Origin of the sequence: Undibacter mobilis (assembly GCF_003367195.1) — a bacterium.
GTDB classification, from domain to species: domain Bacteria; phylum Pseudomonadota; class Alphaproteobacteria; order Rhizobiales; family Xanthobacteraceae; genus Pseudolabrys; species Pseudolabrys mobilis.
The window spans coordinates 332,055-357,528 of sequence record NZ_QRGO01000003.1 but is presented as its reverse complement, the minus strand read 5'-3'; the positions used below and the strand labels follow the sequence as shown (position 1 = coordinate 357,528).

Here is a 25,474-nt window from a genome sequence, read left to right as displayed (position 1 = left end):
GGTGGTGCGCTCAACGCCATTATGGCGGGCGCATGATCCCGACTGCTGGGGAGCCGTCTTGACCGACATGATCATGCCCCCGACCACCATCCCGTCCAGGCCGCCCGGGCCGCCCCTCGAGCCGTTCCATGCCCGATAAGATTCGCATTGCGATAGACGCCATGGGCGGTGACCACGGGCCATCGGTGGTGCTGCCGGGCGCGGCCATCGCGCTGGAGCGTCATCCAGACATTGAATTCCTGCTGTTCGGCGATCAGGCGGTCGTGGCGCCGTTGCTCGACGGTCTGCCCAAGCTGAAAGAGAAGGCGATCTTCACCCATACCGACGTGTCGATCCGCATGGACGACAAGCCGAGCCAGGCGTTGCGCTACGGTCGCGGCAAGTCGTCGATGTGGCTGGCCATCGATGCGGTGAAACAAGATGCGGCCGACGTCGCCGTGTCCGCCGGCAATACCGGCGCGCTGATGGCGATGTCGTGGTTCAACCTGAAAATGATGAAGGGCATCGAGCGCCCCGCCATTGCCGGCCTGTGGCCGACGCTGAAGGGCGACTCCGTGGTGCTTGATGTCGGTGCCTCGATCGGCGCCGACGAACATCATCTCATCAACCTCGCCGTGATGGGCAGCGCCATGGCGCGCGTCCTGTTCGACATCGAACGGCCGACCGTGGGCCTGCTCAATATCGGGGTCGAAGAGGTCAAGGGCCTCGAACAGGTGCGCGAAGCCGGCCGCCTGCTCCGCGAAGGCGACTTCCCGCATTTCGATTATCAGGGCTTCGTCGAGGGCGACGACATCGGCAAAGGCACGGTGGACGTGGTGGTGACCGAAGGCTTCGCCGGCAATATCGCGCTTAAGGCTGCCGAAGGCACCGCCAAGCAGTTTGCGCAATATCTGCGCTCGGCGATGAGCCGGACCTGGCGAGCGCGTCTCGGCTATCTGCTGGCCAAGCCGGCTTTTCAGCTGCTGCGTGAAAAAATGGACCCGCGGAAGGCCAATGGCGGCGTCTTTCTGGGCCTCAACGGCGTTGTCATCAAGAGCCACGGCGGCGCTGACGCCGAAGGCTACGCCGCGGCTATCGACATGGGGTACGACATGATCCGTTACGAACTGCTCGCCAAGATCGGGCAGGATCTGGCCCGCGATCTTGAGGCCCGCTCGGCGGCACAGGCCGCCAAGGAGGCGGTGACGGAACCGACGGCGAACGGGGCGGCCTCGTGACAGTGAAGCGTTCCGTTATCCTCGGCTGCGGCAGCTATCTGCCCGCCCGCATTCTCTCGAACGACGAACTGGCCAAGTCCGTCGATACGACCGACGAGTGGATCGTTCAGCGCACCGGTATTCGCGAACGTCACATCGCCGCGCCCGGCGAGCTGACTTCAGACCTTGCCACGCACGCGGCGCGCTCGGCGCTGGCGCATGCCCATGTCGAGGCCGATACCATCGACCTTATCATTCTGGCGACCGCCACCCCGGACCAGACCTTCCCGGCGACCGCGGTGACGGTGCAGAACAATCTCGGCATTTCGCAGGGCGTGGCATTCGACCTGCAGGCGGTTTGTTCGGGCTTCGTTTTTGCCCTTTCGGTGGCCGACAGCATGCTCAAGGCCGGGGCTCACAAGCGGGCGCTGGTGATCGGCGCCGAGACCTTCTCGCGCATCCTCGACTGGACCGACCGCACCACCTGCGTTCTGTTCGGCGACGGCGCCGGCGCCGTGGTCATGGAACTCCAGGACCAGCCTGGTACCAATGCCGACCGCGGCCTCCTGACCGCCCATCTGCGGTCGGACGGCAAACACCGCTCCAAGCTTTATGTCGACGGCGGCCCGTCCTCGACCCAGACCGTTGGCCATCTGCGCATGGAGGGCCGCGAGGTCTTCAAGCACGCGGTGGCCATGATCACCGACGTGATCGAGGATGCCTTTGCCGCCACCGGCACCACCGCCGCCGACATCGACTGGTTCGTGCCGCATCAGGCGAACAAGCGGATTATCGACGGTTCGGCGCATAAACTTGGCATATCTCCCGAAAAAGTTGTGCTGACGGTCGATCGCCATGGCAATACGTCGGCGGCTTCGATCCCGCTGGCGCTGGCTGATGCAATCGCCGACCGCAGGATCAAACGCGGCAACCTGATCCTGCTTGAAGCGATGGGCGGCGGCTTCACCTGGGGCTCGGCGCTGCTACGTTGGTAGCTTGAAAGCAAGGCTTTTCGGAGTGGTCCCGGGCTTCAAATCGCCCGTTGACCGCTCACGCTGTAGCTAATATCTTTGATTATTCAGCGAGATATCTTCCCCAAAGGTTGTCTCTGGGTTGGGCTGGGGCGATGACTGGTAAGACCGTAACGAGAGCTGACCTGTGCGAAGCCGTCTACCAAAAGGTCGGCTTGTCGCGGACTGAGTCCGCGTCACTGGTTGAGCTTGTCCTGAAAGAAATCACCGATTGCCTGGAGCGCGGTGAGACCGTGAAACTGTCATCTTTTGGCAGTTTTGTGGTGCGCAAGAAGGGCCAGCGCATCGGACGCAATCCAAAAACCGGCAAGGAAGTTCCCATTTCGCCGCGCCGCGTCATGGTGTTCAAGCCATCCGCGATCCTCAAGCAGCGGATTAACGGGCATAACGTCGCCGACGAAGCCGAACACGCATAACAATCGTCGTTCGTCTGTTGTAAATTCCGGCATCGCAATCAGGCAGGTCAACCGCTTTGGACGACAAGGCGCCGGGCGCATTCCGTACCATCAGTGAAGTGGCCGACGAGCTCGATCTGCCGCAACACGTGCTGCGCTTCTGGGAAAGCCGCTTCAACGACATCAAGCCGATGAAGCGCGGCGGCGGACGCCGCTATTACCGGCCTGACGACATCGATCTCCTGCGCGGCATCCGTCATCTGCTTTACGGCGAGGGCTACACCATTCGCGGTGTGCAACGCATCCTGCGTGAGCAGGGCGTCGATTTCGTGCAGTCGATCTGGCAGGAGGGCGCGCCGGCTGTTGCGGTCGAGAGCGAGGACGCTGAAGACCTCGCCGAAGAAACGCTCGCCGCCGACGAAGAAGAATACGAAGACGAAGTTGAAGACGACGCGGAGGAGGCCGGCGCCTCCGACGAGCCGCGCGGTCTTCGTGGCCGTATCGGCTCGCTGATCGGCCGCGACCTCAACGAGCGCGACACGCGCGCCGACCGCACAGAGCCGCTGCTGCACGAAGCGCCGATGCCGCGCGTCGAACCCGGCGACCGCCTTGGCGGAGCTGTACGGGGAGCCCCCGAGACATTTGCCCCGGCACCGCGGCCTGCGGCAAAGCCCGCCGCCGCTGCGCCTGCGGGCCTGACCGCTGAACAGTCGGACCGGCTGCGCCATGTGCTCGACGAGCTCAAGGAATGCCGTCAGTTGATCGAAACCGCAGCGACGGCGGCAAACCGTTCGTAGCGGCAAGCCTCGCATTATCCTTCAGCCCTGGAGCAGACTGTCGCGATTGGCGGCCGCGGAAGCCCATGTTAGGCAAGGCCGCTTTGATGACCGAGGGCGATGCCATGGCCGATCCCGATCCGCTTCTAGTTGAACATCCGGCAGACGACATCGTCGTCCTGCGTCTCAATCGCCCACAGGTGCGCAATGCGCTCAGCCTGCCGCTGCGTCAGCGTCTTGCTGAAGAGACGCTGCGTTACGGCGCTGATACGAAGACCCGTGTGATCGTCATCACCGGCGACGACAAGGCCTTCGCCGCCGGCGCCGACATTGCCGAGATGGCCAAGGCCGGCCCGATCGAGGTGATGGCGCGCAATGTTCAGCAATATTACCGGCCGATCATGGAATGCCCGAAGCCGGTGATCGCCGCTGTCGAAGGCTTCGCGCTGGGTGGCGGTTTCGAATTGGCGTTGTGTGCTGATTTCATCGTCGCGGGCGAGACGGCGAAGCTTGGTCTGCCCGAGGTGAAACTTGGCATCCTCGCCGGCGGCGGCGGCACGCAGAAACTGGTGCGGCTCGTCGGCAAGCAGCGCGCGCTGATGCTGCTGATGACAGGGCGTTTTCTTTCGGCCGCAGAGGCTTTCGCGATGGGGGCTGTGGCCGACGTCGCGCCGGCCGGGCAGGCGCTGGCGCGTGCGCTCGACATCGCCCGCGAGATTGCTGCAATGCCGCCGATCTCGGTCCAGCAGATCAAGGAAATCGTCAATGCCGGCGTCAACGCGCCGCTTGAGACGGCGTTGATGCTCGAGCGCAAGGCCTTCCAGTTGCAGTTCGCGACGCAGGATCAGAAGGAAGGCATGGCGGCCTTCATCGAGAAGCGCAAGCCGATCTACGAAGGCAAGTGAGAAGGCAAGCAATTCCCCATGTCGTTTGATTTGATGAAATCCGATCTCGTCGTCGCCGTATTCGGCGCTGGCACCATGGGCCGCGGCATTGCGCAGGTTTGCGCGCAGGCCGGCATCGAGACGCTGCTCTATGATGCGCGGGCCGGCGCAGTCGATGAGGCCATCGGCGCGGTTGGCCAAGGGCTCGACGGGCAGGTGGCGAAGGGCCGCATGACAGCCGATGCCAAGGCCGCGCTGATGAACAAGCTCAAGCCAATGGCCGTGCTCGAGGATGCCAAACGGGCAGGGCTCATCATTGAAGCGATCGTTGAGGATCTTTCAGTCAAGCGCGACCTTTTCTCGAAGCTGGAGGCCATCGTCGCACCGGATGCCATTCTGGCGACCAACACGTCGTCGCTGTCGGTGACTGAAATCGCTGCGGGGTGCTCGCGGCCGGAGCGCGTCGGTGGTCTGCATTTTTTCAATCCGCCGCCAGTGATGAAGTTGGTCGAAGTGATCGCCGGTCTGCGCAGCGATCCGTCATTGACTGACGCCCTGGTCGCCCTGACCAAACGCATTGCCAAGTCGCCGATCGTGGCAACCGACACGCCGGGGTTCGTCGTCAACCACGCCGGCCGCGCCTACGGACCCGAAGCGCTGCGCATTGTCGCCCAGGGCATTGCGAGCCCGCGCGAAGTCGATGAGTTGATGAAAGAGGCGGCCGGCTTCCGGATGGGGCCGTTCGAACTGCTCGATCTCATTGGCGGTGACGTCACCCATGCGGTGATGGAGAGCATGTACGGCCGCTACTACGAAGAGCCGATGTACCAGCCTTCGGCGCAGATGGCGACGCGCGTCGCCGCCGGTCTTCATGGCCGCAAGAGTGGCGTCGGCTTCTATGACTACAAGAACGCGGATGCGCCGAGCCCGCCGACGATCACGGTGGTCAGGCAGCCGGTGCCGACCGCCGTGTGGATCGCGGATGAAGACGGCGGTCGCGAGTTGGCGACAGCGCTGGAGGCGGCCGGCATCAAGACAAGCGTCGGCGGCGTGCCGGCAAAGGACAGCCTTTGCCTGGTGACGCCACTCGGCGAGGACTGCACAAGTGTCGCGCTTCGCCTGAAGCTCGATCCGTCGCGCGTGGTGGCGGTCGATATGCTGGGCCGTTTCAGCAAGCGCTATACGGTGATGAAAAATCCGCTGACAACGGCGGAGACTTTGGGCAGCGCAATTGCTGCGCTCGGTGCGACGGGGGCTGCCGTGACCGCCATCAACGACTCCACCGGATTCGTCACGCAACGTCTGCTCGCCATGATCGTCAATGTCGGTACACGGATCGCCGAATTGCGCGTGGCCGCGCCGGACGACATCGACACCGCGGTCGAACTCGGCCTCAATTATCCGAAGGGGCCGCTGGCCCTCGGCGATGCCGTTGGTGCGGCGCGCGTGCTCGCGGTGCTCGACGGCATGTTTGCGCTCACCCACGACCCGAAATACCGCGCCACCCCTTGGCTGCGCCGCCGCGCCGTGCTCGGCGTGTCCCTCAAGACGCCCGACTGACCGGCGTCTCGCCGGGAGGGGTGAGCCAGCCGGTCTTCGGATCTAAGATATTGAAAAATAATACGAAAGGCCCGCATAGGCGGTCCTTTGCATAGTTACGATTACCACGCTTGACACATACCAACCAGTTGGTATGGTCATTACACTCAGATGGGGTAACGACATGGCGAAAACCGCCGCTACGCCAGACGCGAGACTGAAGCTCCTCAATGCCGCGCTCGGTGTGATCCGGACCAAGGGTTATTCGGCAACGACGGTCGATGAGCTGTGCGCCGCCGCTGGTGTCACCAAGGGCGCGTTCTTTCATCACTTCAAGAGCAAGGATGCGCTGGGCGTTGCCGTCGCCGATTACTGGTCAGAGCAGACCGGCGCGCTGTTTGCCAAAGCTGCGTATCACGAATTTTACAAGCCGTTCGATCGCATTCTCGGCTATCTCGCCTACCGCAAGGCGCTTCTGCAAGGCCGCGTGCCCGAGTTCACTTGCCTTGTCGGCACCATGGTGCAGGAAACCTACGAGACGGCACCGGCCATTCGCGATGCCTGCGACCGCAGCATCAGCGCCCATGCGGAAACACTGGAAGCCGATATCGAAGCGGCCATGCGCGAGCGCAACATGAAGCCCACATGGACCGCGAAATCGCTGGCGCTGCACACCCAGGCCGTTCTGCAGGGCGCCTTCATTCTCGCCAAGGCGAAAGGCGGTGCCGAGATCGCCGCCGACAGCATCGACCATCTCATTCGATATCTGCGGCTGCTCTTCAGCCCGGACAACACCGAACGTCAATCGTAAGCAGCAGGGAAGGAAACGCCAAATGCCCAGCACCATCAAGCTCCATCGCGTCATCGCCGCCAAGCCCGAGAAGGTCTATCGCGCCTTTATCGAAGGCGACGCCGTCGCGAGCTGGATTCCGCCTTACGGTTTTCTCTGCACCGTGCATGAACTGGATGCGAAGGTCGGCGGCCATCACAAAATGTCGTTCCGGAATTTCACGACCGGCAGCAGCCATTCATTCGGCGGCACTTATATCGAGCTCGTGCCGGGCTCGCGCCTTGTCTACACCGACCGGTTCGACGATCCGAACTTGCCGGGTGAGATGCGTGTCACTGTGACGCTGAAGGCAGTGTCGGTCGGCACCGAGATCAATATCGTGCAGGAAGGCGTGCCGGACGTGATCCCGGCCGAGGCCTGCTATCTCGGCTGGCAGCAGTCGCTGCACAAGCTCGCCAAGCTCGTCGAGCCCGAGATCAACCAATAGCCGCGTTTTTCATCAAGCCGGACGGTGTTCCATGGTTCCCACCATCACCGCCTTTGAACAATCGCCCGATCGGGGCAAGGGCCTGGCGCGCGACATGCGCGTGCGCTGGGCGCTGGAGGAAGTCGGTCGGCCTTACGAGGTGCGGCTGGTTTCCTTCAAGGCGATGAAGCAACCGGCGCATCGGGCGCTGCAGCCTTTCGGTCAGATACCGACGTACGAAGAGGGCGATCTCGTCCTGTTCGAGTCGGGCGCCATCGTGCTGCATATTGCCGAACGCAATGCGGGCCTGTTGCCGAAAGATGCCAATGGCCGGTCGCGCGCGATCGCCTGGATGTTCGCGGCGCTCAACACACTGGAACCGCCGATTTTTGAGCGGTCTCTCCTCATGATTCTCGACCGAGAGAAACCCTGGTACGAGGATCGTCTGCACGCACTCGAGAGCGGTATTCGCAATCGTCTTGGCGATCTGTCACGCCGGCTCGGCGATGCCGAGTGGCTCGATGGCGCCTTCAGCGCCGGCGATCTCATAATGATTTCCGTTCTTCTGAGGCTGAAGGGGTCTTCGGACATCCTGGACGACTATCCGAATCTGGCCGCCTATGTTGCGCGCGGAGAAGCCCGGCCGGCCTACCGGCGCGCTTTCGCGGCCCAACTGGCGGTGTTCACCAGTCAGGCGATGGCTTCGCAGTAGCGAACGGCAGTAGACACCGCGGCCGCATGTGACTACTGGATGCTCCGCATGGGCGTGGCAGGGCAGGTATCAGGCGCTGGTTCAATGCAGCCGACCAGGAACGATGCCGGGGCGACTCTCGGCATTCTGATGTTGAACAGCACGTTTCGCCGTTATCTCGGCGATATCGGTAATGCGCGGACCTGGTCGTTTCCGGTCAAGTACAAGATCGTCGAGGATGCAAATCCGTCAAACGTCATCGGACTGCGCGATACGAGCCTGCTGGAGCCATTCAAGCGCGCGGCGGATGACCTGATCGCCGAAGGCGTCGACGGCATCACCACGACCTGCGGCCTGTTGTCGATCTACCAAAAGGACCTGGCCGCACATTGCCGCGTGCCGGTCGCGACGTCGAGCCTGCTGCAGGTGCCGATGGTGGAGCGCATGCTGCCGCATGGCAAGCGCGTCGGCATCCTCACTTACAGCGCGGCGACGCTGAACGGGCCCTATCTCGACGCGGTCGGCGTCGCGCAAGACACACCGGTGGTCGGTATGGCGCCGGACTCCAATTTCGTTCGCTGGATCAGGGACGGTGACAATGCCGTGTCTTATGCCACCTTGCGAGAGGAAGTGGTCACGACAGCTCAAAGCCTGAGGCGCAGGCATCCGGAGGTTGGCGCGCTGGTGCTGGAATGCACCAACCTCGCGCCGTTCTCGGCCGATATCGTGGACCGCCTCGGTATCCCGGTCTATGACACAGTGACGATGGTGAATGCCTTTCATGCGTCGCTGAGTCCGCGCCGCTACCCAAACGACTGACGGAGACGATCATGAGCAAGCCGAAGCCGATCGACTATGCCGATGCCTCGCCGGAAGTGCGCGCGGTGTTCGACGACATCAAGACCTCGCGCAACGTCCCCGACGTCAACAATTTCTGGAAGTACCTCGCCAACGACCCGAAGACGCTGAAGCGAACCTGGGAGAGTGTGAAAGAGGTGATGGCGCCCGGCGCGCTCGATCCGCTGGTCAAGGAGATGATCTATGTCGCGGTCAGCGTGACGAATGGCTGCGGCTATTGCATCGCCAGCCACAGCGCCGCCGCCGCCAAGGCCGGCATGACGCCGGAGATGTTCGGCGAGCTGATGGCGATTGTCGGCATGGCCAACGAGACCAACCGGCTGGTGAATGGCTACCGGGTGCCGATCGACGCGGCATTCGAGAAATAGCGCTGTCACAGCCGGGCGAAGTCCGGCCGCCAAGTCATTGAAATATTGAGAAAATGGTCGGGGCGGCGGGATTTGAACCCACGACCCCTAGTCTCCCAGACTAGTGCGCTAACCGGGCTGCGCCACGCCCCGACCGGAACGGCGCGGACTATAGGGAGGCGCCTCCCGCGGCGCAACCATGGTGGCCGCTGCGGGTAAATCTTTTCCCGCCGCCCGGGTTGCCGCCGCCAGCCCCCAGATCAGCCCCAGCACCAGGAAGAAGCTGCGCCAGTGGTCGGTGTCGATGATGAAGCCTTCCAGCGCGACGCCGAAAAAGGTTCCGATGGCAGCGATCGCGTAGCCCTGCCACGGCCGGCACTTGAGTGCGTTGGCGAAGCCGACCCACAGAGTTGTCAGCACCAGCAGAACATAGGCAAAGCCGCCGCCCCAGCCATAGACCAGAAAAGCCTGCAGGTAGACGTTATGCTGCTGCAGCCCGAAGATGCGCGAGAACTCGAACGGGCCCATGCCGTTCGGGAATTCGAGCACCGAGCCGATGGCCAGTTCCTGCAGCACGAAGCGACCGCCGGTGCCGACATCATAGCTTTGGATGAGCTGAGCGCGGGTGGAGAACATGCTGCCGAGCGACGTCATTGTCAGCAACAACACCAGCAACACCGCCAGCGCTGCCAATCCGGCGATGCTGAGGCCAATGATGCGCATGCGCACCTTGGGTGTCGGCGCCGTCAGGAAGCTGAGCACGATAACGACTGCGAGGCCGACGGCGAAGGCGAACCAGGAGCCCCGCGAGAATCCGAGCAGAAGACCGAACATGATAATGCCGGCAACGGCGAGGCTGAGCAGGTTGATGCGCTTGACGATCATGTGCTGCAGCAGGAACAGCAGCGGCAGAATGAGGAAAGGGCCGTAGACGTTCGGGTCCTTGAACATGCCCATGGCGCGGTCATAGAGCGTGAACATGGCGGCGCCGGGCACGAGATGAAAATAGCCGGCGATGCCGCATAGCGCAGAAATCATGGCGGCCATCACGTAGGCGATCTCGAGTGCGGCCATGCGCGGCATGGTCTTGTCCGCGACGATCAGCGCGAAGATCAGCGCCGCGATCGCGAGATAGACCGACGTCGCCGCGTACTGCACCGTTTCTTTCTGGTCCGGCACGTTGAACAAGGTCAGCAGACCGAAGAAATTCCAGACCAGCAGCAGCGTAAACGGAATGAGCAGGATGCGATGGAAGCGGACGCCCGCGGCGAGCGCAACAATCGCCAGCGCGCCCATCAGGGCGTCATGCGGCGAGGGCTCGATAAAGGCGACGCAGCTCGACAGCACGGCCGCGAACAGGACCGTCATCAGCAGGCGTTCGCGAAACGGCGCTTTGGCGCGCCGAACGGCGCCGGCGGCCGGCGCCCACGCCGGCATAACCGCCGGCGTAAAGCCGCGTGGCGCCATGTCGCCCACGGTGATCAATAGGCGTTCTCGGTCTTGAGCAGCGACAGCGGCGTGCGCAGCAGAATGGAGAGATCGAGCAGCAGCGACCAGTTCTCGATGTAGTAGAGATCGTGCTCGACGCGCGCCTGGATTTTCTCATGCGTGTCGGTCTCGCCGCGCCAGCCATTGATCTGGGCCCAGCCGGTAATGCCCGGTTTGACGCGGTGGCGGGCGAAATAGCCGTCCACGGCGTCAGCGTAAAGCTTGGCCTCGGCCTTGGCGTTGACTGCGTGGGGACGCGGCCCCACCAGCGACAGGTTGCCCTTGAAGACGACGTTGAAGAGCTGCGGCAGTTCGTCAATGCTGGTCTTGCGGATGAAGCGGCCGACGCGGGTGACGCGCGGATCGTCCTTGGTAACGAGCTTCGCCGCGGTGGCATCGGTCCTGTCGGTGTACATCGAACGGAACTTGTAGACCTCGATCAGGTCGTTGTTGAAACCATAGCGCTTCTGCCGGAAGATCACCGGGCCCTTGCTGTCGAGCTTGATGGCGATCGCGGTAGCCAGAAGCACCGGCGACAGCGCGATCAGCGCCAGCGTGCCGATGATCTTGTCGAACACCCACTTCATCACGACGTCCCAGTCGGCGATCGGTCGATCGAACACGTCGATCACCGGTATCTTGCCGATGTACGAATAGGAGCGCGGCCTGAACTGAAGCTTGTTGGTATGGGCGGCCAGACGGATGTCGAGCGGCAGCACCCACAGTTTGCGGAGCATAACGAGAATGCGGTTCTCCGCCGTGATCGGCAGCGAGAAGATGACGAGATCGACGCGTGTGCGGCGGCCGAACTCGACGAGATCGTCCACGGTGCCGAGCTTGGCAAGGCCGGCGCATTCGTCGCCGCCGCGATCGCCACGATCGTCGAACAGACCGATGATCTCGATACCGGTGTCTTTTTGGCGGCGCAGTTCGGTGATGATGCGCTCGCCGGCTTCGCCGCCGCCGACGATGACGGTGCGGCGGGTGAGGCGGCCTTCGCGGGTCCAGCGGCGGACGATGTAATAGAGGATCTTGCGCGAGACGACGAGGACCAGAAGTCCGCTTACGTAATAGGTGCCGAGCCAGACGCGCGAATACAGATCGCCAGCCTTGAGGAAGAACGACGCGCCGATCGCAACCAGAAACACCACCGACCACGCCGAGGCCAGGCGCATGTACTGCTTCTCGTGGCCGCGGAAGGCGTGGACCTGGTAGATGTCGGCGATCTGGAATGCGAGAGTGGCCAAAGTGGCGATGGCCAGCACGGCAGGGACGTAAAGCGACAGGTGTTCGCTGATTGGCGTCACGTAAGCGGCGAAGATCGCCAGCCCGACCGCGACCATCAGGATGAATTCCACGACCCGAACGATCCCGGCCAGCACGATCGGAGAGATCGGCGCGGCCATTGGACTGTCGATGATGGCGCGGGCTTTTGGTGATAGATTGCGCGGGACCGCATCGCTCCGCGGCCCTTCACGGAGGCGGTCGAGAACGGCGGCAGCGCCGGCGCCGGCCGCATTGAGGGCGGGACGAGAATCAGAGTCGAGCATGTCGGTACGCCATACTGAGACGGCCGAACTGACCGACGGCCGCCGAACTGGTAAATCTGCGTAAATATCTAGGGAAAGACTCTCAAGAAAGGTTTAGCGGCGTGCGGGAAAAGTCGTTAACGCCGCCCTTCCGCCTGCGCCATATCGAGCGCGGCGCGGTAGCCGTCGAGAATGCCGTCGACCATGGCGTCGACCGAGAACAGTCGTGACACTCGTTCGTTCAGCGCCCGGGTGCGCTCAATGAGGGCATCCGGCCCGTCGAAGGCGGTGGCGATCGCGTCCGCGATGGCGTCAGCATTGTCCGGCGGCAACAGGGCATCGGACAGCGGGCCGTAGATCTCCGGGATACCGCCGACCCGTGTCGTCAGCAGCGGCACGCGCGCCGCAGCCGTTTCGAGGACGACATAGGGCAGGGATTCCGCCCGCGAGGGCACGACCATCAAGCGGCCGAGCGCGAGCGCCTGCCGTGCATTCATGGCGCCGGGGAACTTGATAACGTCCGACAGCCCGGCCTCGGCCGCTTGCGCCACAAAGGCATCGCGATCGGGACCGGCGCCGACCAGCGTGGCGGTCAGCGGCCGGCCCTTACGCCGCAGGCTGGCGATGGCGTCGATCAAGAGATCGACGCCCTTGAGTTCCCGCAGTTCGCCGATGAAGACGATGTCGGTGGCATCTGGCGCTGGAACGATCGGTTCGAACTCGGCGCGGGACACGCCGTTATGGACGACGCGCGTGAGGCAAGGCGGCGTGCCGACCTTGGTTTGCGACATGTCGGCGCTGTACTGGCTTTCGAACAGCAGCAGGTCGCTGCGCCGGAGCAGAAAACGCTCGGTGGCGAGATAGATCCTGCCGCCCAGGGTCTCGTTGGAAAACAGCAGGCTGCCGCCGTGCGGCGTGTAGACACGGATGGCGCGGCGGTTACCGGGCGCGAGGCGCGCATAGGCGCCGCCTTTGGCGCCATGGCCGTGCAAAACGTCGGCTCGCGCGGCGGAGGCGCGCCGCATTGTGTGGAGCACCGGCTTCCAATCGGCGGGCCCGACCGACCGGCTCATTGGAACACGGGTGATGCCATGCGCCAGCAGCGGTGCCAGCGCCGTAAACGCGGCCGCGGCGCGCTCGCCGCCGGTCGTGCTGTCGGCAATCAGCCCGACGCGGTGGCCGCGCTCGGCCTGGGCGCGGGCCAGATCCATGACGTGACGGAACAGACCGCCGACCGGGGCGCGGAGGACATGGAGAATGTTCAGAACAGCCATGGTCAGCCTTCCGCCGCGCCTTATTTGAATCGAAGAAAGTGCAAAGCGGATTAAGCGGGGCGCATGGTTAACAAAACCTTCTGTTGCCTCATTCGTCGTGCGGCGATTAACGCGGTGGCAACCATAATCGGGTCAGATCGACAGTGCCGCTCGCAAGAGTCGTGTGTTGGAGTTGCCATGTTTTTTCGTAGGAAGTCGAAAGCCGCTGCACCGCAAGGAGCGCCTGCTTCCGCACCGATTCCGGTGGCCCGACCGATTCCAGCGCCGTTTGCTGCCCCGGCGATGACCGATTTCGGCGGCGAGCCCGACTTGCGCAGCATTGGCCATGCCTTATGGGCGAAGAAGACGATGATCTTCGCCGTGACGCTGCTGGCGACGACCGGCGCCTTCTTCGTCGTCAATTCGGTAACGCCGCGCTACCAGTCCGAGACCAAGCTTCTGCTCGAGAGCCGTGAAAACGTCTTCATGCGCGCAGATGCTGACAAGGGACTGACCGACCGCGGCACCATTGATGAGCAGGCGGTGACGAGCCAGATTCAACTCGTCCTGTCGCGAGACGTCGCTCGCGAGGTCATCAAGAAAGAAAATCTCGGCCAGAGCCCGGAATTCGATCCGGCAGTTGGCGGCCAATCGCTCAGCCAGGCCTTGCTCGGCATGGTCGGGCTCGGTCGCGATTATTCGACCATGTCTCCGGACGAGCGCACGCTGTCGGCCTACTACGATCGCATCAACGCCTATGCGGTCGAAAAGTCGCGCGTCATCGCAATTGATTTTTCGTCGGCCAATCCGGAGTTGGCCGCCCGTGTCGCCAATTCCATTGCTGACGCTTACCTCGCATCGCAGCGCTCGGCCAGAACCGACCAGACCAAGGCCGCCAGCACCTGGCTCGCCAGCGAGATCGAACGGCTGCGCGGCAAGGTCGCTGATGCCGAGGCCAAGGTCGAAGACTACCGCTCCAAATCCAATCTGTTCGTCGGCACCAACAACACATCGCTGCCGAACCAGCAACTGACCGAAATCAACTCGCAGATCGCCGCGGCGCGCGGCCAGAAGGCCGATCTCGAGGCGCGCGCCAAGCAACTGCGCGAGCTGGTGCGATCGGGCCAGCCGATCGATTCATCCGACATCGCCAATTCGGACTCGATGCGCCGCCTGACCGACCAAGGCTCCGCGCTGCGGGCGCAACTCGCCGAGCAGTCGACCACGTTGCTCGATCAGCATCCGCGCATCAAGGAACTGCGTGCGCAGATCGCCGAGGTCGAGCGCGCCAAGCGCGCCGAAGGCGAGCGTCTGGCGCGTCAGCTCGAGAACGACGCCAAGGTCGCCTCCGATCGGCTGACCGCGCTCACCGCAAGTCTCGATCAGGTCAAGCAGGTGGCCTCGACCACCAATGAGCAGGATGTGCAGCTGCGGGCGCTGGAACGCGATGCGAAATCGCAGCGCGATCTGCTCGAGTCCTATCTGGTGAAGTACAGCGAAGCGTCGGCCCGCGACAACATCAACGCGTCGCCGCCGGAAGCGCGCATCATTTCGCGCGCCACACCGGCGATCAAACCGACCTATCCGAAGAAGCTGCCGACGATCCTGATCGCCGCGTTTGCCGGACTGGTGCTGTCTACCGGGTTTGTCGTGACCGGCGCGCTGCTGGGATCGCCGGGCGCGCCTGCGGTTCGTTATGGCATGGCGGCGCCGATGCTGGCTGATCCGCACGCGCCAATGCCGATTTCGCGCATGCCGGCGCCGATGCCTTATGTAGCGTCGCCGCCGCTCAGTCCGGCGATGGCGCCGTCACCATTCCCGATGCCCCAACCGGCCGCTTTTGCGGCGGTGCCGCCGCTGCCGGTGACCACCATTGACCAGATTGCCCTGTCGTTGCGCACTTCCGGTGAGGCAGGGCGCCGCGTCACCGTCGCCGGTACGGCTCGCAATGCCGGCACTACCTATGCCGCGATCACGCTGGCGCGCGCGCTGGCCGAAGGCGCCAATGTGGTGCTGGTCGATTTTGCTTTCAATGCGCCAAACCTGTCGGTGATCTCGACCGATCCGAATGCGCCGGGCGTTGCCGAACTGGTGCGCGGACAAGCGGGCTTCGGCGACATCATCACGCGCGACCAGTATTCGCAGGTTCACATCGTCGCCACGGGCAATGTCGGCAGCGACGCGGCGGCGCTGACGGCCTCGCCGTATCTTTCATCCATCATTGATGCGCTGGCGCAGAGCTACAACTTCGTCGTGGTCGATGTGGGGTCGGTGGCGGATGTGCCGGTCGAATATTTCGCGCGGCTGGCGCAGCGTTCGGTGCTGGTGACGGCAGACCCGGTGGGGCCCCAGACCCGCAGCGCGCGCGAGCGCATGGCGATGTCGGGCTATGGCGACGTGATGCTGCTGGCCGGAGCGACCGAGGCCAGTGCCGCTTAGGAAGCGGCGGCCTTGTTGGTCAGCCGCGCTTTGATGCGGCGGGCGGCAACGATGACGCTCCACAAAGCGGGATTCTGCTTCACTGCGCGCTTGGCGGCGGCAAAGCCGCGATGCGCCAGCGCAAAAGCGCGGCCCTTGAATGTCAGCGGCCAGTCGCTGTCGAACATCGGATCGGCATCGCAGAACAGCGATTTGTAGCTTGCTTCGCCAACGCCGAGATCAAAGGTGTGCAGACCGCGTTCGCAGCAATCGCGCACCACGCGCACCAGTAGCTGCTCGCCGGGGCTCTCGGTCTTGAAACGATCGTGGATGATCGAGGAGAACATGGCGCTGAAGCGACCGTCCGCGCAAACACCGCCCATGGTGGCGACGATGGTGTCGCCGACCGAGAGTGTATAGAGCTCGATCAGGCGGGAGCCGGCGGGAGTGGGGGTGAGCGCACCGGCGGTGACGAAGTCACGGACGTCCTGTGCGGCGAATACATCGGGCAGGCCGATCGAGCGCATGCGCGCACTCTTCTGCGTATAGAAATCCTCGGCGACGCGGCGAATTTCGGCGTCGCTTGCAGCGCGCGCGAAGGTGACGTCGCCGAAACCCGCCAGCGTCCGCTCTTTCTTGCGCATCTTGCGGCGGCCGACGGCGCTGGTGCGCTCATCGAACAGCGCGTCGAAATCGCGCTGCAGCGGGCCGGAAAAGCCGAAGCTGGGGGAGGGCTGGTGCGGCAGCAACGCCAGCGGATTGTCGCGCCCCGCCCACATCAGCGGCTGGTTGCCGAGCGAGATGACGTCGGCCTCGCCCGACAGATGCGCGAAGACATCGCGCAGATCGTCCGCCGTGATGCTGGCCAGGACATCGGCGCGCCACAGGCCCATGTTGAAATTCGAATGCTTGCCGCCGAGGAACTCGATGGTCTTGAGGCCTGCAGCCGCGTGTCGGCCGAGCGGCAGCAGAAACAGCGGGGCGTTGCCGGCGTCAAAGCCAATGACAATGCAGGGCTCGACGCCTCCACCGGCGCCGATATGGCGCTGCCACAGATCGAGGAAATCGAAGGCCTGGTACGGCGTCATGAAGCAGGCGGCGTGCTGAAGCGCCAGCCAGTGCGGACGGGCCGCCGCCATGTCGCGGACGATCTCGACCCGGGCGATGCGCGGCGCGCCCTGCGGCGCGGGCGGAGCCTCACGGGTGACCGGAGAGCGGGCGAGAGTGGCGAGCGACATGCGGCAAAACCTGGGGTCTGAAGCGTGGGGCCGACCGTCGCAGGGATTTCTCAATAAAGAGTTGGAATATTGCTCGACAGGCGCGGCTTTGGCGGGGATTCGGGTTCCCGCCCGCGCGGCATGGTTAACATGAAGAAGACGATTATCAGGACGGCGCTGGAAGGGCTGTATTTTACCGGCATGCATCACTGGATGCGGCCGGTGGTCGGCGGCGTCGGCTGCATCCTGATGCTGCATCACGTCCGCCCGCCGCGGAACGACGCCTTCCAGCCGAACCGGCTGCTGGAAATCTCGCCGGTCTTCTTCGAGGGACTGCTGCGCCGGCTCAAGCGCCGCCGCATCGATGTGATCTCGCTTGACGAGATGCACCGCCGTTTCGTCGAGCGCGACTTCGGCCGCCGCTTCGTCTGCATCACCTTCGATGACGGCTACAAGGACAATCTGCGCTGGGCGCATCCGCTGCTGCAGCAATATGAGATGCCGTACACGCTCTATATCCCGACCAGCTTTCCGGACCGGCTCGGCGAATTGTGGTGGGTGGCGCTGGAGCAGGTGGTGGCGCGCAATCAGCGCATCGGCCTGAAGGTGAATGGCGCGGAGCAGTTCTTCGACGCGCGCAGCCTCGGTGAAAAGCGCGAACTCTACGACGCGATCTATGGCTATCTGCGCAGCATGAAGACCGAGGAGGAGGTCCGCCGCACCATCCGCGACCTGTGCGCGACCTATCACGTCGACATTCCGGCGATCTGCGAGGACGAATGCATGGACTGGCAGGAGATCGCGCAGATGGCCGACGATCCGCTGGTTACCATTGGCGCGCATACCGTGTCGCATCCGATGCTCAAGAAGGTGCCGTCCGATGAGGCGGTGCGCGCCGAGATGGAGCAGAGTCGAGCCGTGATCGAGGCGGCGCTCGGCAAACGGCCTGAGCATCTGGCTTATCCCGTCGGCGACCCGACCTCGGCGGGGCCGCGCGAATTCAACATTGCGGCCGAGCTGGGCTTCAAGACGGCGGTGACGACGCGGCCGGGCGTGCTGTTCAAGGCGCATGGCGATCATCTGATGGCGCTGCCGCGCATTTCGGTGAATGGCGAATACCAGCAGCAGCGCTACGTCAAAGTGCTGATGTCCGGCGCCGGCACCGCGCTGTGGAATGGCTTCCGCCGCGTCAACGCCGCCTGATCATCTGGCTCGCGACCATTTTGAGCTGCATGACGATGGCTACCGGACGCGCCCCTGAATGGTCGGACCGGCCGGTGGCCGCGGCGGGCAGGATTCCTGGATAACGACGCGCTGACTGCCAACCTGAATATCTTTGTATTTCGGCTCCGCCAGCGTGATTTCGCCTTTGCCGAAGCCGTCGCGAAATCCGTGACAGAAGGCGTTGGAGAGCGTGCCTTCGATCTGCCAGCGGTCGTCACGCCGTTTAAGCGCCACCGCCGACCCGCCCGTAACGGTGACGAGCAGGACCTCGTCCGTGCCATCGCCGTCGATATCCACCAATGCGGCTTCGCATTTGGCGTCGGCGATCAGGCAGCGCGGCAGGCTGAACCGTTTTGGATCGTTGCTCCAATCCTGCTGGATAAGAGAGGCAGGAAATTCCGCGCCCTTGGGAAGGACCATCGTGATATTGGCCAGCCGCTTTTCCGCCGGAGGTGGCGGAGGCCATGATGGACGCGCGGCGGCGAAGGGGCTGCGGCGGACACGCTCGGCATTGTCCGCGGCAACAGGCCCATAAGCCTGTTTCGCCATCGCGTCGAGCGCGTCGGCGCCGTAACGGCCGGTCTTCACCCTGAGGAAGTTGTAGTCGAATTTTTCCGGCGTCACGATTCCCGCTTCGAGCCGCGCCAACTGGCTGTTGACCGAAATGCGGGCGGGGTCGGCCAGCGGCGTGAGCAATGTGAGGAACAGAAGGATGATGACAAAGGCGGTGCCGACATTCACCGGCTCGAGCCAGCGCAACGAAAGGCCGGTGCGCGCGATGGCTGCGGCGTAGCCCAAGGCATAACAGGCCGCCACGACAGCCAGTGCCGCGGCGATAACCCGATCCGGGGTCCAGCCATACTGGTTGACGCGAAGCATCAACGCGTAACTGGCGAGAGCCACGATGGGCAGCAGAACGATCGCCGCGGCCGCGCGGCAATAACGCAGCAATCTCGCGGTCTCGTCTTCGCCATCCTGGTAGGCGGCGTTGATAAGGAACACCAGAACGCCGGCGGCGGTCAGGAGAATGGCGGTCGCGCGCTTGGTATTCCACAACACGTCGAGCCCGGTGAAGGGAATGGTCAGGATGAATCCAGCGGCGAGCAAGGTCATCACCGGCAGCAACCAGGACAGCAGCACCAGCACAAGGGTGCGGGCGCCGTTGACGATCCGGGCGCGCGAGTCGGCGACATGCAGCGCATAGGCGACGCCAACAGCGGTGACCGGAATCCAGAACAGCGGCTGAGCAATCACCCGCCCGACCCAGACAATCTTGATGAGCGCGAACAACTGCGCTCCGAGAAAAAGAATGCCCCACAGCACGCTGACGAACAGCAGGGCCAGAGCGGCCTGGACGCCATGCTTCCATGAGGCGTCGAACAAGGTGGGATAGCGCGCGATCCAGCGCCGATCGGCGTCGCCGGCAACGACCAGGTTGTCGGCGATGAACAACAGCGCCGCGAGGCAGACCACGAATTGCGACGACACCAATGGCCACACGCGCGTCGGCGGCGCAACGCCGAAGATCGGCATCCGGTAGATGCTGTAGCTCGCGAGGCCCACACAGATCAGCGTCGCGACGGCCAGCCAGATCGCCAAAGTGCGCTGACGCAGGTTGCCGAGACCGGAAATGGCGATCAACGGCACGAAAAATCCCGCCATCAGCAGCGATGCGAACAGGTGGGCATTGGTCGCGGGCCAGATCTGGTTCGCGAAAGCCTGCTGGAGGCCGAACAAGAACAGGCCTTGCGCCAGGCCGATGGCGAGCCGGTAGCTTTGCAGAACGCGAAGGTCCATTGCCGTTTCCTTTGGTGACGCACGAAGGTGGCATGCGATGAGGCAGCCGGCCATCGTCATATTGGCAAACGGGAGTTATTCTTAGCGCTTCGCTACTGCGACATCATTAGTGCGTATGGCTTATTAGAGGACGGGATATCGGCTGCTTGCTCATCCGTCTGCTCAATTTACGTCACGTGAATGTTGTTCTTCTCGCGCAGTCATACTTTGACAAGCCGCACGGCAGGTGACGTCGACACAGGTGGACGCACGACGACACCCACTGGCGGCCTTCATGCTAGCGCGTGCGACCGCGGCCCCGCCTTTGGAGAGCGAGCGCCGCGACCACATCCAGCGGCAACAGCGGGATCGCCACGGCGAGGCATTGTTTCGGTTCGCCGCGACAGGCGCCGCCGCGCCGGCAAGCCGCGCGCGAACAGACCTTGTGGACGCCGACGATATGCGCCAGCCGGCGCCGCGCCTCCGGCACGCTCAGCCGGGTGGCAATCATCTCGCTACCTTCGGCGCGGGCCTTCTGCCGGGCTGCAAGATTATCGAGTTCATCATCGACGCGATCGAGCAATTTGCCTTTCAGCACTTCCAGGCGCGCGCGATGTTGCCGGTTGGTTTCCGCGGCGCGCTGCGCTTCCTCCCGTTGCCGATTGAGACTGTAATCGTGCCGATGCGGACTCGGTTCGTCGGGCCAGTTCGTCATGGGGCAAATCTCCTTTGGGCGTGAATCTACGGTCCCGCGGCGCCAATGCGCCCGGGTCTTGGGCCTCGTTGCCCTCGCCGAACGAGACGAGGGGGACGGCGCGCCGGGTGGCGCGACGTGCCTTCTATGCACGCGATCCTTTTGGGACCGCGTGGCGCCCTCCGGCGCGCCGCCGCGACGTCTTTGCGGCGCCGGGCCGCGCTTTCGGCGGCTGATCTGCCTTTCGGCAGGTAGCGCACACCGTCAGCGAGCTCCTCGCGGGGGGTCCTAGTGCCCCCGGGCGGAACCCCGGCGCCGCCCGAGCGCGTGGCCTTGCGAGAGCCACGCCCGCGGGCGCCGCGCTCACCCCCACGAGCCGGAGCAACCGGTTCGCACCCCTCGGAGGGGCGAGCGATTTTAGGTATATTATCATATAGGAAAGAAGTCAATAGGGGCGGCTATGCATTCAGCCACCAAGACGGGGGGTGATTGGGCGGCTACAATTCCGTTGCTTGGAAAGAGGGCCGCCAATGGCGCGGAAAAGCCGAACCATCAATCTGCCGGCGCCGTATCTCAAGCGCGTGTGGCTCGAGCCAGAGCGGGTGGAGGATCGGGGGGCTTATCCGTTCTGCCTGCCGTTTCTCCGTGACGGCATCGATCTGTCGTTCGACCGCGCGATCACCATCATCGTCGGCGAGAACGGCAGCGGCAAATCGACCTTGCTCGAAGGTATCGCCGCGCTGGCCGGCTACGACGAGGCTGGCGGCGGCAAGGGCTACCGGCCGGTCGATCACTCGCAGGCACTGGAAAAGATGGGTGGCGTGCTGGCCAAGGCGCTGCGCGCGAGCTGGCTTCCGAAGATCACCAATGGCTGGTTCTTCCGCGCTGAAAGCTTCTTCACGGTGGCGCGCTATCTCGACGAGGCGGCGCGCGAGCCCTTAAGCGGACCACCGCCCGACTTCCTATCGTATTCTCATGGCGAAGGCTTTTTGCGTTTCTTTCAGGAACGTTGTCAGCGCCAGGGCATCTTCATCTTCGACGAACCAGAATCGGCCTTGTCGCCTTCGCGGCAAATCGAATTCCTAAAGCTGATGCGCGCGATGGAGCGCTCCGGCATCTGCCAGGTCATCATGGCGACGCATGCGCCATTACTAATGGCTTATCCCGGCGCACAGCTTCTGGAACTGACGGCGGCCGGACTCGCGCCAATCCTTGTCCGGGACACCGAACACTTCCAGACGCTCAGAGCGTTCTGGCGTGACCCGGACGGATTTGTGGCCGGCGTGTTGAACGATTGCGAGGGCGAAGCCGTCTCAATGGATCGCGTCGTCACCCGGCAATAAAGTCCGACTCTCTCCCGCGCCAATAGCGCGCCTGCAAGCGTGGCGCGATGGCCCAAGAGATCGGCGCCGCAATCGCGAAGCTGATCAGAATCATGACGGGCAACGCGGCGAAAGCCTGTGCATTGAGCGCCGGGACCATCAGGATCACGATCAGGCCGGCGCCGAACAGCACGGCATTGACCATGAGGCCGACCAGGGACGCGATGCCGAGCCGGGTCTTCAGTTCTTGTGACATGGGTTCCTCGTTTCTCCGCGGGTTCAACCCGCGAAGCGGAGACGAGGTTCCCTGCAGCTACGTCAAATCCCGATATTCCGGATGCCGGTTGATATAGGCGCGGACGAACGAGCAGAGCGGCACGACCTTGCGGCCTTCGCGGCGGATCTCGTCGAGCATGCCCTTGACCAGCGCCGAGCCGATGCCGCGGCCTTCGACCGCGCGCGGCACTTCGGTGTGGGTGATGGTGATGGTCAGGTCGTCGCGGCGATAATTGGCGATCGCCAGCCCGGCGGCGGTCTGCAGCTCGAAACGGTTGCGGGACGGATTGTCGCGGACGGGTTCGGTCATGTGTCCAACTTTGTCCGCCTTGCCGGCAAGGTGCTCACGCCTGCGCCTTGTCGGGCTTCGACATCCACGAAATGATCGGCATGGCCGGCAGCACCCAGCCGAGGCCGACGACGACGTAATAGATCGCGGCGACAAATCCGTTGATGTCGGTGAGCGCCGATTGCGCCAGCGCCATGGCGACCAGCGCCCAGACCATCACCAACGTGAGCAGCGCGATGGCGCCGATGAATTTGCGCAGGCGGACAGGCATGTCGTCTCCGTGGCGTGAGCCGCAATGAGCGGCGGCCGGGCCGCGCAAATGAGGCAAACAAGCCGCATTTGCAGGATCCGGCGCACCTGACTATATGGTCCGCGCGCCCTCCCGCAAGACTGCTTTTTGCCGCGACACATCATGCCGGATCCGCTTTCAGTTCCTTCTTCTGCCGCACCGAAAACCGGCGCCGTGCGCCTGTGGCTCTATTGCGTCGCGGCCATGATCTTTCTCACGCTGGTGGTCGGCGGTGCGACGCGCCTGACCGAATCCGGGCTGTCGATCACCGAATGGAAGCCGGTGACGGGCGTGCTGCCGCCGCTGTCGGATGCCGACTGGCAGGCCGAATTCGACAAGTACCGGCAGATCCCGCAATACCAGCAGGTCAACAAAGGCATGTCGCTCGCCGCCTTCAAGACCATTTTCTACTGGGAGTGGTCGCATCGGTTGCTGGCGCGCACGACCGGCTTTGTGTTTCTGGTGCCGTTCCTGTTCTTCCTCTGGCGCGGCATGATCCCGCGCGGCTTGAAGACGCGACTGTGGCTGATTTTCGCCGGCGGCGCGGCCCTCGGCGCGGTGGGCTGGTGGATGGTGTCATCGGGGCTTGCCGGCTCGAACCTCACCAGCGTGTCGCAATATCGCCTGGCGTTTCACCTGACGCTGGCCTGCGCCATTTATTTTGCCGTGCTGTGGACCGCGCGCGGGCTGTTGCCGCAAGGCGAAGCGGCGCCGCCGCGGCTGCGCATCGCGGCATTGGTGCTGGCACTGCTGGTGCTGGTGCAGATTTATCTCGGCGCGCTCGTCGCCGGCCTCGACGCTGGGCTGATCTACAATACCTGGCCGCTGATCGACGGCAGCGTCATCCCGGAGGCGGCGCGGCTGTGGCACATCGATCCGGCCTGGCGCAATCTGTTCGAGAACACGCTGACGGTGCAGTTCGTTCACCGCATGATGGCCTATACGATCTGGCTCATCGCGGCCTGGCACGTCTATGACGCGTGGAAGAACCAGCGCGCGGCCGGCGGTGCGGTTGTGGTGTTCGTGTTCGTGACGGCGCAGGCGGTGCTCGGCATCGCGACGCTGCTGCATATGGTGCCGCTGTCGCTGGCGATCGCGCATCAGGCGCTGGCGGTCATCGTGCTCACGGTGGCGGTCGTTCATGCGCAACGGCTATCGCCGCGCGCGCCGGTGGCGGCGTTGAAGCCGGTGGGGCAGGCCGCATGATCGAGGTAAAATTCGATGACGGCGTGGCTGTGGTCGTGCTCCAGCACGGCAAGGCCAATGCGCTGGACATCGAATTTTGCGAGGCACTGACGGCGCTGTTTGTGCAGTTTCGCACGATGGCCGACGTCAAGGCGGTGATCCTGACCGGGCGGGACACCGGCAAAGCCAAGATGTTCTCGGCCGGCGTCGATCTCAAGCGCCTGGGCAGCGGCGGCGCCGATTATGTGCTGCGCTTCCTGCCGGTGCTGCACGCGCTTTATGAGGCGGTGTTCTTCTTCCCCAAACCGGTGATCGCCGCGATCAACGGCCATGCCATTGCCGGCGGCGCGGTGCTGGCAGCCTGCGCCGACCGCAGGGTCATGGCGGCGGAGTCCGGCCGCATAGGCATCACCGAATTGCAGGTCGGGGTGCCGCTCCCGGCTTTGGCCTTCGAGATCGTGCGCTTTGCGGTGCCGCCGCGGTATCTTTCGGAATTCGCGCTGGGTGCGGGCACCTACGTAACGGCGGAGGCTTTGGCCAAGGGCTGGGTCGATGAGGTCGTCGATGGCTGGGAGCTGATACCGCGGGCCAGGCGGCTGGCCAAGCTCCACGCCGCGCTGTCGCCGGAAGCCTTCGCGCAGACCAAGACGCAGATCCGCCAGCCGGTCGCGGATGCCCTTGCCGCCCATGGCCAAGCGACGGACGAGGCGGTCACCGCGATCTGGACCATGGACGCGACGCTCGGGCGTGTCGCGGATTACGTGGCGAAGACGTTGACGAAGACGCCTAACGCTTCCGGATCGCTGCATTGAAGGCGACGCCGTCGTCGGCGCGGCCATACGAGAAGTGCCACCATTCGCGCTTGTAGTTGGTGAAGCCGTGCTTGCGCATGGCGTCGAGCAATATACGGCGGTTGGCGGTTTGCGCCGGCGTGATCGCGGGACTGGCCGTGTGGCTCTTCACATCGAAACAATCGAAGCCGGTGCCCATGTCGAGCGAGTCATCCGGCGCGCGCTCGGGCTGCGGCGTGGTGCAGGCGCCGTAGCGTACCACCGGAGCGAACGGGGCGACAGGCGCGGCGTTCAGCGGCACCACGGTGAGGTCGACGGCGACGCCGCGCGAATGCGCCGAACGGTTTGAGATATAGCCGAGCGCGAACAGCCGCGACTTGTCGAGCTTCGGATAGAAACGCGACGTATCAGGCGTGGCTTTCGGGTCGCGCGCCCAGGCGGCCATGGCGGCAACGGCGCGGGTCGGGCGGTAGCAGTCATAGACCTTCAGGGAGTAGCCGTTTGCGGCAAGAGCGGCCTGCACGCGCTTGAGCGCCAGCGCGACGGGCTGCCTCACCATGCATTCCGCCGCGTCGTAGCCCGGCAGCGGCCGGCCGGTGAAATTATCCGGACCGGCATAACGCATGTCCTGGCGGATGCTGGCGTCGATATCGCGCAGGTAGACCAGCGGCGTTTGCGCGGCGGCTTCCGCCGCAACAGCAAAAGCCGCCATAACGATTGCTATGGCGGCTTTCATGGCGTGCTGACCTT

Annotated in this window: 26 protein-coding genes and 1 tRNA gene; 16 read left to right on the top strand and 11 right to left on the bottom strand. The window is 63.9% G+C overall.

What is annotated here, in order from left to right:
* The first annotated feature begins 128 nt into the window (after positions 1 to 128).
* From plsX to DXH78_RS19110, 11 genes are all read left to right on the top strand, one after another.
* Positions 129 to 1,217: a phosphate acyltransferase PlsX gene (plsX, locus tag DXH78_RS19160; RefSeq protein WP_115518860.1), complete on the top strand. Its 1,089-nt coding sequence runs from the start codon at positions 129 to 131 to the stop codon at positions 1,215 to 1,217.
* Positions 1,214 to 2,191, top strand: a complete 978-nt coding sequence (locus DXH78_RS19155) for a beta-ketoacyl-ACP synthase III (protein ID WP_115518859.1) — start codon at positions 1,214 to 1,216, stop codon at positions 2,189 to 2,191. Before plsX ends, DXH78_RS19155 begins: the two co-directional genes overlap by 4 nt.
* Before the next feature lie 131 nt (positions 2,192 to 2,322).
* Entirely contained in the window at positions 2,323 to 2,643 is a 321-nt protein-coding gene (locus tag DXH78_RS19150) for an integration host factor subunit alpha (RefSeq protein WP_115518858.1), read from the top strand.
* 56 nt (positions 2,644 to 2,699) lie between these two features.
* On the top strand, positions 2,700 to 3,419 hold the full coding sequence (locus tag DXH78_RS19145) for a MerR family transcriptional regulator (RefSeq protein ID WP_115518857.1): 720 nt from the start codon (positions 2,700 to 2,702) through the stop codon (positions 3,417 to 3,419).
* A gap of 104 nt (positions 3,420 to 3,523) precedes the next feature.
* Positions 3,524 to 4,303 carry an enoyl-CoA hydratase-related protein gene (locus tag DXH78_RS19140; RefSeq protein WP_115518936.1) on the top strand — a complete coding sequence of 260 codons (780 nt, stop codon included), beginning with the start codon at positions 3,524 to 3,526 and terminating at the stop codon, positions 4,301 to 4,303.
* An 18-nt stretch (positions 4,304 to 4,321) separates the two neighbouring features.
* Complete coding sequence (locus tag DXH78_RS19135; RefSeq protein WP_115518856.1) at positions 4,322 to 5,842, top strand: 3-hydroxyacyl-CoA dehydrogenase; 1,521 nt, start codon at positions 4,322 to 4,324, stop codon at positions 5,840 to 5,842.
* Positions 5,843 to 6,005: 163 nt separating this feature from the next.
* Complete coding sequence (locus DXH78_RS19130; RefSeq protein WP_115518855.1) at positions 6,006 to 6,632, top strand: TetR/AcrR family transcriptional regulator; 627 nt, start codon at positions 6,006 to 6,008, stop codon at positions 6,630 to 6,632.
* Positions 6,633 to 6,654: 22 nt separating this feature from the next.
* On the top strand, positions 6,655 to 7,098 hold the full coding sequence (locus tag DXH78_RS19125) for an SRPBCC family protein (protein ID WP_115518854.1): 444 nt from the start codon (positions 6,655 to 6,657) through the stop codon (positions 7,096 to 7,098).
* Between the two features lie 31 nt (positions 7,099 to 7,129).
* Entirely contained in the window at positions 7,130 to 7,789 is a 660-nt protein-coding gene (locus tag DXH78_RS19120) for a glutathione S-transferase family protein (RefSeq protein WP_115518853.1), read from the top strand.
* 84 nt (positions 7,790 to 7,873) lie between these two features.
* Complete coding sequence (locus tag DXH78_RS19115) at positions 7,874 to 8,587, top strand: aspartate/glutamate racemase family protein (RefSeq protein WP_115518852.1); 714 nt, start codon at positions 7,874 to 7,876, stop codon at positions 8,585 to 8,587.
* Positions 8,588 to 8,598: 11 nt separating this feature from the next.
* Positions 8,599 to 8,994: a carboxymuconolactone decarboxylase family protein gene (locus DXH78_RS19110; protein WP_115518851.1), complete on the top strand. Its 396-nt coding sequence runs from the start codon at positions 8,599 to 8,601 to the stop codon at positions 8,992 to 8,994.
* A gap of 54 nt (positions 8,995 to 9,048) precedes the next feature.
* On the opposite strand, the gene DXH78_RS19105 is transcribed toward DXH78_RS19110, so the two are convergent.
* From DXH78_RS19105 to DXH78_RS19090, 4 genes are all read right to left on the bottom strand, one after another.
* Positions 9,049 to 9,126 (bottom strand) — tRNA-Pro (locus tag DXH78_RS19105).
* Positions 9,103 to 10,458 (bottom strand): O-antigen ligase family protein, encoded by a 1,356-nt coding sequence (locus DXH78_RS19100; RefSeq protein WP_115518850.1) that lies wholly within the window; start codon positions 10,456 to 10,458, stop codon positions 9,103 to 9,105. The genes DXH78_RS19105 and DXH78_RS19100 overlap by 24 nt, the downstream gene beginning before the upstream one ends.
* Positions 10,455 to 12,011 carry an undecaprenyl-phosphate glucose phosphotransferase gene (locus DXH78_RS19095; RefSeq protein WP_115518849.1) on the bottom strand — a complete coding sequence of 519 codons (1,557 nt, stop codon included), beginning with the start codon at positions 12,009 to 12,011 and terminating at the stop codon, positions 10,455 to 10,457. The genes DXH78_RS19100 and DXH78_RS19095 overlap by 4 nt, the downstream gene beginning before the upstream one ends.
* Positions 12,012 to 12,127: 116 nt before the next feature.
* On the bottom strand, positions 12,128 to 13,264 hold the full coding sequence (locus DXH78_RS19090) for a glycosyltransferase family 4 protein (RefSeq protein WP_115518848.1): 1,137 nt from the start codon (positions 13,262 to 13,264) through the stop codon (positions 12,128 to 12,130).
* Between the two features lie 282 nt (positions 13,265 to 13,546).
* On the opposite strand from DXH78_RS19090, the gene DXH78_RS19085 reads away from it, so the two are divergent.
* Positions 13,547 to 15,682: a GumC family protein gene (locus DXH78_RS19085; RefSeq protein ID WP_168192892.1), complete on the top strand. Its 2,136-nt coding sequence runs from the start codon at positions 13,547 to 13,549 to the stop codon at positions 15,680 to 15,682.
* Here the strand turns inward: DXH78_RS19085 and DXH78_RS19080 are convergent.
* Positions 15,679 to 16,899: a GNAT family N-acetyltransferase gene (locus DXH78_RS19080; RefSeq protein ID WP_168192891.1), complete on the bottom strand. Its 1,221-nt coding sequence runs from the start codon at positions 16,897 to 16,899 to the stop codon at positions 15,679 to 15,681. The two genes, DXH78_RS19085 and DXH78_RS19080, sit on opposite strands and share 4 nt — an antisense overlap.
* Positions 16,900 to 17,028: 129 nt before the next feature.
* Here DXH78_RS19080 and DXH78_RS19075 point away from each other — a divergent pair, with 129 nt between their 5' ends.
* Positions 17,029 to 18,081 carry a polysaccharide deacetylase family protein gene (locus DXH78_RS19075; RefSeq protein ID WP_245416946.1) on the top strand — a complete coding sequence of 351 codons (1,053 nt, stop codon included), beginning with the start codon at positions 17,029 to 17,031 and terminating at the stop codon, positions 18,079 to 18,081.
* Positions 18,082 to 18,120: 39 nt separating this feature from the next.
* Here the strand turns inward: DXH78_RS19075 and DXH78_RS19070 are convergent, their stop codons facing one another.
* Positions 18,121 to 19,899, bottom strand: coding sequence for a DUF4153 domain-containing protein (locus tag DXH78_RS19070; protein ID WP_168192890.1), 1,779 nt, complete (start codon positions 19,897 to 19,899; stop codon positions 18,121 to 18,123).
* 277 nt (positions 19,900 to 20,176) lie between these two features.
* Positions 20,177 to 20,593 carry a hypothetical protein gene (locus DXH78_RS19065; RefSeq protein WP_115518843.1) on the bottom strand — a complete coding sequence of 139 codons (417 nt, stop codon included), beginning with the start codon at positions 20,591 to 20,593 and terminating at the stop codon, positions 20,177 to 20,179.
* 509 nt (positions 20,594 to 21,102) lie between these two features.
* On the opposite strand from DXH78_RS19065, the gene DXH78_RS19060 reads away from it, so the two are divergent.
* Positions 21,103 to 21,915, top strand: a complete 813-nt coding sequence (locus DXH78_RS19060) for an AAA family ATPase (RefSeq protein WP_115518842.1) — start codon at positions 21,103 to 21,105, stop codon at positions 21,913 to 21,915.
* Here DXH78_RS19060 and DXH78_RS19055 read toward each other — a convergent pair.
* Genes DXH78_RS19055 through DXH78_RS19045 form a run of 3 tightly spaced genes read right to left on the bottom strand, consistent with a single transcriptional unit; the run spans position 21,902 to position 22,730 of the window.
* On the bottom strand, positions 21,902 to 22,150 hold the full coding sequence (locus DXH78_RS19055) for a hypothetical protein (RefSeq protein WP_115518841.1): 249 nt from the start codon (positions 22,148 to 22,150) through the stop codon (positions 21,902 to 21,904). The two genes, DXH78_RS19060 and DXH78_RS19055, sit on opposite strands and share 14 nt — an antisense overlap.
* A 57-nt stretch (positions 22,151 to 22,207) precedes the next feature.
* Complete coding sequence (locus DXH78_RS19050) at positions 22,208 to 22,480, bottom strand: GNAT family N-acetyltransferase (RefSeq protein WP_115518840.1); 273 nt, start codon at positions 22,478 to 22,480, stop codon at positions 22,208 to 22,210.
* Between the two features lie 34 nt (positions 22,481 to 22,514).
* On the bottom strand, positions 22,515 to 22,730 hold the full coding sequence (locus DXH78_RS19045; protein WP_115518839.1) for a DUF2842 domain-containing protein: 216 nt from the start codon (positions 22,728 to 22,730) through the stop codon (positions 22,515 to 22,517).
* A gap of 141 nt (positions 22,731 to 22,871) precedes the next feature.
* Between DXH78_RS19045 and DXH78_RS19040 the strand changes: the two genes are divergently transcribed.
* Positions 22,872 to 23,954, top strand: coding sequence for a COX15/CtaA family protein (locus DXH78_RS19040; RefSeq protein WP_115518838.1), 1,083 nt, complete (start codon positions 22,872 to 22,874; stop codon positions 23,952 to 23,954).
* Positions 23,951 to 24,745, top strand: coding sequence for an enoyl-CoA hydratase/isomerase family protein (locus DXH78_RS19035; RefSeq protein WP_115518837.1), 795 nt, complete (start codon positions 23,951 to 23,953; stop codon positions 24,743 to 24,745). The genes DXH78_RS19040 and DXH78_RS19035 overlap by 4 nt, the downstream gene beginning before the upstream one ends.
* On the opposite strand, the gene DXH78_RS19030 is transcribed toward DXH78_RS19035, so the two are convergent.
* Positions 24,720 to 25,460, bottom strand: coding sequence for a M15 family metallopeptidase (locus DXH78_RS19030; protein ID WP_115518836.1), 741 nt, complete (start codon positions 25,458 to 25,460; stop codon positions 24,720 to 24,722). The genes DXH78_RS19035 and DXH78_RS19030 overlap by 26 nt on opposite strands.
* Between the last annotated feature and the right edge of the window lie 14 nt (positions 25,461 to 25,474).

Coding starts and splice junctions, on each gene's coding strand:
- DXH78_RS19050 (WP_115518840.1), bottom strand. CDS start 22,480: ATGACCGAACCCGTCCGCGACAATCCGTCCCGCAACCGTTTCGAGCTG.
- plsX (WP_115518860.1), top strand. CDS start 129: ATGCCCGATAAGATTCGCATTGCGATAGACGCCATGGGCGGTGACCAC.
- DXH78_RS19140 (WP_115518936.1), top strand. CDS start 3,524: ATGGCCGATCCCGATCCGCTTCTAGTTGAACATCCGGCAGACGACATC.
- DXH78_RS19045 (WP_115518839.1), bottom strand. CDS start 22,730: ATGCCTGTCCGCCTGCGCAAATTCATCGGCGCCATCGCGCTGCTCACG.
- DXH78_RS19085 (WP_168192892.1), top strand. CDS start 13,547: ATGACCGATTTCGGCGGCGAGCCCGACTTGCGCAGCATTGGCCATGCC.
- DXH78_RS19055 (WP_115518841.1), bottom strand. CDS start 22,150: ATGTCACAAGAACTGAAGACCCGGCTCGGCATCGCGTCCCTGGTCGGC.
- DXH78_RS19080 (WP_168192891.1), bottom strand. CDS start 16,899: ATGTCGCTCGCCACTCTCGCCCGCTCTCCGGTCACCCGTGAGGCTCCG.
- DXH78_RS19035 (WP_115518837.1), top strand. CDS start 23,951: ATGATCGAGGTAAAATTCGATGACGGCGTGGCTGTGGTCGTGCTCCAG.
- DXH78_RS19030 (WP_115518836.1), bottom strand. CDS start 25,460: ATGAAAGCCGCCATAGCAATCGTTATGGCGGCTTTTGCTGTTGCGGCG.
- DXH78_RS19115 (WP_115518852.1), top strand. CDS start 7,874: ATGCAGCCGACCAGGAACGATGCCGGGGCGACTCTCGGCATTCTGATG.
- DXH78_RS19120 (WP_115518853.1), top strand. CDS start 7,130: ATGGTTCCCACCATCACCGCCTTTGAACAATCGCCCGATCGGGGCAAG.
- DXH78_RS19065 (WP_115518843.1), bottom strand. CDS start 20,593: ATGACGAACTGGCCCGACGAACCGAGTCCGCATCGGCACGATTACAGT.
- DXH78_RS19070 (WP_168192890.1), bottom strand. CDS start 19,899: ATGGACCTTCGCGTTCTGCAAAGCTACCGGCTCGCCATCGGCCTGGCG.
- DXH78_RS19150 (WP_115518858.1), top strand. CDS start 2,323: ATGACTGGTAAGACCGTAACGAGAGCTGACCTGTGCGAAGCCGTCTAC.
- DXH78_RS19130 (WP_115518855.1), top strand. CDS start 6,006: ATGGCGAAAACCGCCGCTACGCCAGACGCGAGACTGAAGCTCCTCAAT.
- DXH78_RS19090 (WP_115518848.1), bottom strand. CDS start 13,264: ATGGCTGTTCTGAACATTCTCCATGTCCTCCGCGCCCCGGTCGGCGGT.
- DXH78_RS19110 (WP_115518851.1), top strand. CDS start 8,599: ATGAGCAAGCCGAAGCCGATCGACTATGCCGATGCCTCGCCGGAAGTG.
- DXH78_RS19135 (WP_115518856.1), top strand. CDS start 4,322: ATGTCGTTTGATTTGATGAAATCCGATCTCGTCGTCGCCGTATTCGGC.
- DXH78_RS19040 (WP_115518838.1), top strand. CDS start 22,872: ATGCCGGATCCGCTTTCAGTTCCTTCTTCTGCCGCACCGAAAACCGGC.
- DXH78_RS19060 (WP_115518842.1), top strand. CDS start 21,103: ATGGCGCGGAAAAGCCGAACCATCAATCTGCCGGCGCCGTATCTCAAG.
- DXH78_RS19075 (WP_245416946.1), top strand. CDS start 17,029: ATGAAGAAGACGATTATCAGGACGGCGCTGGAAGGGCTGTATTTTACC.
- DXH78_RS19095 (WP_115518849.1), bottom strand. CDS start 12,011: ATGCTCGACTCTGATTCTCGTCCCGCCCTCAATGCGGCCGGCGCCGGC.
- DXH78_RS19125 (WP_115518854.1), top strand. CDS start 6,655: ATGCCCAGCACCATCAAGCTCCATCGCGTCATCGCCGCCAAGCCCGAG.